Raw genomic sequence first — 6,612 nt, 5'->3', positions numbered from 1 at the left:
GGGGGGGGGCGCTGCCCCCCCCGCCCCGCCTCCGCCCCCCCCTCCGCCCACGCCCGGGGGGGGCGGGGGGGGGGGGGGGGGGGGGGGGGGGGCGCCCGGGCGATGGGCCGCAACGCGGCCCCAATCCTGTGCATACAAATCCCACAGGCACCAACCTGGATCCAGCCAACGCCCCAACACCTCGCACAACCCCTCTGTCCCGCCGCTTCCGCCAATAGGCACACCCCTTGCAACCCCCCTCCCCGCTTGCCCAACACATAAAAACTCAGCGGAGAGAGCACATGAAGCGACGCAGTCTGATCAAGGCCTTCACCCTCAGCGCATCGATTGCTGCGATGGGCCTGAGCTGGAGCATCCAGGCCGCCGAGACCATCAAGGTCGGCATCCTCCATTCGCTGTCGGGGACCATGGCCATTTCCGAGACGTCGCTCAAGGACATGGCGCTGATGACCATCGAGCAGATCAATGCCAAGGGCGGGGTGAACGGCAAGCTGCTCGAGCCGGTGGTGGTCGACCCGGCCTCCAACTGGCCGCTGTTCGCCGAAAAGAGCCGCCAGCTGCTGACCCAGGACAAAGTGGCCGTGGTGTTCGGCTGCTGGACTTCGGTGTCGCGCAAGTCGGTGCTACCGGTGTTCGAAGAACTCAACGGCCTGCTGTTCTACCCGGTGCAATACGAGGGTGAAGAGATGTCGCCGAACGTGTTCTACACCGGCGCCGCGCCCAACCAGCAGGCCATTCCGGCGGTGGAATACCTGATGAGCGAAGACGGCGGCAGCGCCAGGCGCTTTTTCCTGCTGGGCACCGACTACGTCTACCCGCGCACCACCAACAAGATCCTGCGTGCCTTCCTGCACAGCAAAGGCGTGGCCGACAAGGACATCGAAGAGGTGTACACGCCATTCGGCCACAGCGACTACCAGACCATCGTCGCCAACATCAAGAAGTTCTCCGCCGGCGGCAAGACGGCGGTCATCTCCACGGTCAATGGCGACTCCAACGTGCCGTTCTACAAGGAACTGGCCAACCAGGGCCTGAAGGCCACCGATGTGCCGGTGGTGGCGTTTTCGGTAGGTGAAGAGGAACTGCGTGGCATCGACACCAAGCCGCTGGTGGGCCACCTGGCAGCCTGGAACTACTTCGAGTCGGTGGATAACCCGGTCAACCAGCAGTTCGTCGCCGACTGGAAGGCCTATGCCAAGGCCAAGGGCCTGCCGGGCGCCGACAAGGCGGTGACCAACGACCCGATGGAGGCCACCTACGTGGGCATCCACATGTGGGCGCAGGCGGTGGAGAAAGCCAAGTCCACCGACGTCGACAAGGTACGTGAGGCGCTGGCCGGGCAAAGCGTCAAGGCGCCGTCGGGCTTTACCCTGACAATGGACAAGACCAACCACCACCTGCACAAGCCGGTGATGATCGGCGAGATCCAGGATGACGGGCAGTTCAGTGTGGTGTGGGAAACCCAGCAGCCGCTGCGGGCTCAGCCCTGGAGCCCGTTCATTCCGGGGAATGACAAGCGGCCTGACTATGCAGTGAAAGGTAACTGAGTGCACTGGGGCCGCCTTGCGGCCCATTCGCGGGTGAACCCGCTCCCACAGGGACCGCACAAGATTCAGCCCTTGCGCCGTACCTGTGGGAGCGGGTTCACCCGCGAAGAATCCACCGCTGTATTCCAGGACTGCCCGCATGCTCAGACTGCTGCTCACCCTGTTCCTGCTACTCCCCCTGACCACCCAGGCCAGCGAGGGCGAATTCTTCCTCTTGGCCAAGCCCACCGAGCAGGCCCGCCAGCTGCAAAGCTGGGCCGCGCAACCCGATGCCGCACGCCTGCCGCTGCTGGAAAACCTGCGCCAAGGCCGTATCGCCCCTGACGATACGCGCAAGATACGGCTGAACAACCGCCTGCGCAGCCTGATCGACAATGCCCTGGCCAGCCACCAGTTGCTCAGCGACAACGGCGACACCCGCCTGGCCGCCGCCCGGCAACTGCAAAAAAGCGCACAACCGGCGCAAATGGCGTTCCTCGACCGGCGCTTCGCCAGCGAGCCAGACCCCGCCGTGCATGCGGCCCTCGGCCTGGCCCTGGCCAACCTGCAACTGGGCGCCAGCGAACCAGCGGTACGCCTGGCCGCCGTGCGCCTGCTCGGCGAAACCGGCGACCCGCTGGCCCGTACCCGCCTGGAGGCGCTGCTGCAACCGGGCGCAGAAACTGACCCAGGCGTACGCACCGCCGCCGAAACCAGCCTGGCCCAGGTGCAGCGCAAGCTGCTGCTCGGCGAGCTGCTCGGCCAGGCCTTCAGCGGCTTGTCGCTGGGTTCGATCCTGCTGCTGGCGGCCCTCGGCCTGGCGATCACCTTCGGCCTGCTCGGGGTGATCAACATGGCCCATGGCGAAATGCTGATGCTCGGTGCCTACAGCACCTACATGGTCCAGGTGCTGCTGCAACGCTATGCCCCAGGCGCCATCGAGTTCTACCCACTGATCGCCCTGCCGGTGGCCTTCGCCGTCAGCGCCGGGGTCGGCATGGCCCTCGAACGCATGGTGATTCGTCACCTGTATGGCCGCCCGCTGGAAACCCTGCTGGCGACCTGGGGCATCAGCCTGATCCTGATCCAGGCCATCCGCCTGCTGTTTGGCGCGCAGAACGTCGAGGTGGCCAACCCGGCATGGCTGTCGGGTGGCGTGCAACTGCTGCCCAACCTGGTACTGCCCTACAACCGCCTGGTGATCATCGGCTTCGCCCTGGCCGTGGTGCTGCTCACCTGGCTGCTGCTCAACCGCACGCGGCTGGGGCTGAATGTGCGTGCGGTCACCCAGAACCGCAACATGGCCGCCTGCTGCGGGGTATCCACCGGGCGTGTCGACATGCTCGCCTTCGGCCTCGGTTCAGGCATTGCCGGCCTTGGTGGCGTGGCCCTGAGCCAGGTCGGCAACGTCGGCCCGGACCTGGGCCAGAGCTACATCATCGACTCGTTCCTGGTGGTGGTGCTTGGCGGTGTCGGCCAGCTGGCCGGCAGCCTCTGGGCCGCGTTCGGCTTAGGGATAGCCAACAAACTGCTGGAGCCGCAGATCGGCGCCGTGCTCGGCAAGATCCTCATCCTTGCGTTGATCATTCTGTTCATCCAGAAGCGCCCGCAAGGCCTGTTCGCCCTCAAGGGACGGGTAATCGACTGATGAACCAGCCACTGCTTGTCACCGCTACGCAAAAGGCCGGGCCGCGCCTGAGCCTGGCCATCGGCGCCGTCATCATCCTGCTGCTGCTAGCCCTGCCGCTGCTGTCGCTGCTGCCGGCGGGCCACGCCTTGCAGGTGTCGGCCTACACCCTGACCCTGGTCGGCAAGATCCTTTGCTATGCCATCGTCGCCCTGGCCCTGGACCTGGTCTGGGGTTACGCCGGGCTGCTGTCGCTGGGCCATGGTCTGTTCTTCGCCCTGGGCGGCTACGCCATGGGCATGTACCTGATGCGCCAGGCGGCCGGTGACGGCCTGCCGGGGTTCATGACCTTCCTGTCGTGGAACGAGTTGCCGTGGTACTGGGCCGGCACCGAGCATTTCGCCTGGGCGTTGTGCCTGGTGGTGCTGGCGCCCGGGCTGCTGGCGCTGGTGTTCGGCTGGTTCGCCTTCCGCTCGCGAATCAAGGGCGTGTACTTCTCGATCATGACCCAGGCCCTGACCTTCGCCAGCATGCTGCTGTTCTTTCGCAACGAAACCGGCTTTGGCGGCAACAACGGCTTCACCAGCTTCCGCACTATCCTCGGCTTCGAGATTGCCGCGCCGGGCACCCGCGCCGTGCTGTTCCTGCTGACCGTCGGCCTGCTGCTGGCCAGCCTGTACCTGTGCTGGCGGCTGACCCGCAGCAAGTTCGGCCGCCTGCTCACCGCCGTGCGCGACGCCGAGAACCGCCTGATGTTCTGCGGCTACGACCCGCGCGGCTTCAAGCTGCTGGTGTGGGTACTGAGTGCCGTGCTGTGCGGCCTGGCCGGGGCGCTGTACGTGCCGCAGGTGGGCATCATCAACCCCAGCGAAATGTCGCCGACCAACTCCATCGAAGCCGCCGTCTGGGTCGCCCTGGGCGGGCGTGGCACCTTGCTCGGCCCGCTGCTCGGCGCCGGCCTGGTCAACGCCATGAAAAGCTGGTTCACCGTGGCCTTCCCGGAGTTCTGGCTGTTCTTCCTCGGCGCGCTGTTCATTCTCGTCACCCTGTACCTGCCGCAAGGCGTGGTCGGCCTGTTGAAGAAAAGGAGCCAGCCATGAGAGGCGTGCCCCCGGTGCACCCGGAATTCATGCTCGAACCGGTGTTCGACCCGCTCGGCGCCGGCCGCGACGCCATCGGCCTGGGCCACCGCCGCAAGGCCGGCCTGGACACCCGCCACGGCACGGTGCTGAGCCTGGAGGACATCAGTGTCAGCTTCGACGGCTTCAAGGCGCTGAACGCGCTGAGCCTGTACATCGGCGTCGGCGAGCTGCGCTGCATCATCGGTCCCAACGGCGCCGGCAAGACCACGATGATGGACGTGATCACCGGCAAGACCCGCCCCGACAGCGGCAGCGCGTTCTTCGGCGACACCCTCGACCTGACCCGCATGAGCGAATACCAGATCGCCCAGGCCGGTATCGGCCGCAAGTTCCAGAAGCCCACAGTGTTCGAGGCGCTGACGGTGTTCGAAAACCTGGAGCTGGCCCTGAAGGCCGACAAGTCAGTATGGGCGAGCCTGGCGGCACGGTTGAGCGGTGAGCAGCGCCAGCGCATCGACGAAGTGCTGGCCACCCTGCGCCTGCTGCCGCTGGCCCAGCGCCAGGCGGGCCTGCTGTCGCACGGGCAGAAGCAGTTTCTGGAGATCGGCATGCTGCTGGTGCAGGAGCCGCAATTGCTGTTGCTGGATGAGCCGGTGGCCGGCATGACCGATGCCGAGACCGAGTTCACTGCCGAGCTGTTCAAGGGCCTGGCCGGCACGCATTCGCTGATGGTGGTGGAGCATGACATGGGCTTTGTCGGCAGCATTGCCGACCATGTGACCGTGCTGCACCAGGGCAGTGTGCTGGCGGAGGGGTCGCTGGCGCAGGTGCAAGCGGATGAGCGGGTGGTCGAGGTGTATCTGGGCCGCTAGACATGAATGCCTGTGCCGGCCCTTTCGCGGGTAAACCCGCTCCCACAGGTCCGGTGCAAGTCTTGAGAGCTGCTGGGTCTCTGTGGGAGCGGGTTTACCCGCGAAGAGGCCGGCACAGGTAATGCAGTTTCCGGGAACCACACATGCTCAAGATCGACACCCTGCACCAGTACTACGGCGGCAGCCACATCCTGCGCGGCCTGTCCTTCGAAGCCAAGGTCGGCGAGGTCACCTGCCTGCTGGGCCGCAACGGCGTGGGCAAGACCACCCTGCTGCGCTGCCTGATGGGCCTGGTAGCGGCGCGCGACGGCAGCATCGAATGGGAAGGCAAGCCGATCACCCGCCTCAAGCCCCAGCAACGCGTTCACGCCGGTATCGCCTACGTGCCTCAGGGCCGCGAGATCTTCCCGCGCCTGACCGTCGAGGAAAACCTGCTGTTGGGCCTGTCGCGCTTCCCCGCCCGTGAAGCGCGGGAGGTACCGCCCTTCATCTACGAACTGTTCCCCGTGCTCGAACAGATGAAACAACGCCGTGGCGGTGACCTGTCCGGCGGCCAGCAGCAACAGCTGGCCATCGGCCGCGCCCTGGCCAGCCGCCCGCGCCTGCTGATCCTCGACGAACCGACCGAAGGCATCCAGCCGTCGGTGATCAAGGAAATCGGCGCGGTCATCCGCCGCCTGGCCGAGCGCGGCGACATGGCGATCCTGCTGGTGGAGCAGTTCTACGACTTCGCCGAGGAGCTGGCCGACCAGTACCTGGTGATGGCCCGCGGCGAGATCATCCAGCGGGGCCGCGGGGAAAACATGCAGGCCGAAGGTGTACGCGGCCTGGTAACCATTTAATCTGCAAACAACGACCTTGCGAGACGCTGTCATGAGTCATGAAATCCGCGACGCCCTGCTTTCCGATGTGCCGGGCATCCTCGACATCTACAACGACGCGGTGCGCAACACCACGGCGATCTGGAACGAAACCCCGGTAGACCTGGCCAACCGCCAGGCCTGGTTCGAGGCACGGGCGCAGCAGCGCTACCCGATTCTGGTGGCGGCGGATGAAACGGGTGTGCTGGGCTATGCCTCATTTGGCGACTGGCGGCCGTTCGAGGGCTTCCGCCTGACCGTGGAGCACTCGGTGTATGTGCGCGCCGACCAGCGTGGCAAAGGCCTGGGGCCGGTGTTGATGGCGGCGCTGATCGAGCGGGCGCGCGGCTGTGGCAAGCATGTGATGGTGGCGGCCATCGAGAGCGGCAATACCGCCTCGGTGCGCCTGCACGAGCGGCTGGGCTTCGTGGTGACCGGGCAGATGCCGCAGGTGGGGGTGAAGTTCGGCCGCTGGCTGGACCTGACCTTCATGCAGCTGGTGCTGAACCCGGGGGCTGAACCCAGCTGAATTTGAGGGTGCCTGTACTGGCCTCTTCGCGGGGTAAAACCCCCCCCCCCCGGGGGTTTTTGATCGGTGGGGGCGGGGGTTAAACGCCCAAGGGCCGGCCCGAAGTCAAAAAAAGG

At 66.0% G+C, this 6,612-nt stretch carries 6 protein-coding genes; all 6 read left to right on the top strand.

Going from position 1 to position 6,612, the window contains the following annotated elements:
- Positions 1 to 281 precede the first annotated feature (281 nt).
- Positions 282 to 1,547 carry an urea ABC transporter substrate-binding protein gene (urtA, locus tag C6A77_RS24810; RefSeq protein ID WP_114171988.1) on the top strand — a complete coding sequence of 422 codons (1,266 nt, stop codon included), beginning with the start codon at positions 282 to 284 and terminating at the stop codon, positions 1,545 to 1,547.
- 139 nt (positions 1,548 to 1,686) lie between these two features.
- On the top strand, positions 1,687 to 3,174 hold the full coding sequence (gene urtB / locus C6A77_RS24805) for an urea ABC transporter permease subunit UrtB (RefSeq protein ID WP_114171987.1): 1,488 nt from the start codon (positions 1,687 to 1,689) through the stop codon (positions 3,172 to 3,174).
- Positions 3,174 to 4,253: an urea ABC transporter permease subunit UrtC gene (urtC, locus tag C6A77_RS24800; protein ID WP_114171986.1), complete on the top strand. Its 1,080-nt coding sequence runs from the start codon at positions 3,174 to 3,176 to the stop codon at positions 4,251 to 4,253. The genes urtB and urtC overlap by 1 nt, the downstream gene beginning before the upstream one ends.
- Positions 4,250 to 5,107, top strand: a complete 858-nt coding sequence (gene urtD, locus C6A77_RS24795; RefSeq protein ID WP_114171985.1) for an urea ABC transporter ATP-binding protein UrtD — start codon at positions 4,250 to 4,252, stop codon at positions 5,105 to 5,107. Before urtC ends, urtD begins: the two co-directional genes overlap by 4 nt.
- Positions 5,108 to 5,250: 143 nt before the next feature.
- Positions 5,251 to 5,949, top strand: coding sequence for an urea ABC transporter ATP-binding subunit UrtE (gene urtE, locus C6A77_RS24790; RefSeq protein WP_114171984.1), 699 nt, complete (start codon positions 5,251 to 5,253; stop codon positions 5,947 to 5,949).
- Positions 5,950 to 5,980: 31 nt separating this feature from the next.
- On the top strand, positions 5,981 to 6,496 hold the full coding sequence (locus C6A77_RS24785) for a GNAT family N-acetyltransferase (RefSeq protein ID WP_114171983.1): 516 nt from the start codon (positions 5,981 to 5,983) through the stop codon (positions 6,494 to 6,496).
- The last annotated feature ends 116 nt before the right edge of the window (positions 6,497 to 6,612 follow it).

The sequence above is a fragment of the Pseudomonas sp. AFG_SD02_1510_Pfu_092 genome, from assembly GCF_003331055.1.
GTDB lineage: Bacteria > Pseudomonadota > Gammaproteobacteria > Pseudomonadales > Pseudomonadaceae > Aquipseudomonas.
The sequence above is the reverse complement of the archived record's forward strand: the minus strand, read 5'-3'. Positions and strand labels throughout refer to the sequence as shown.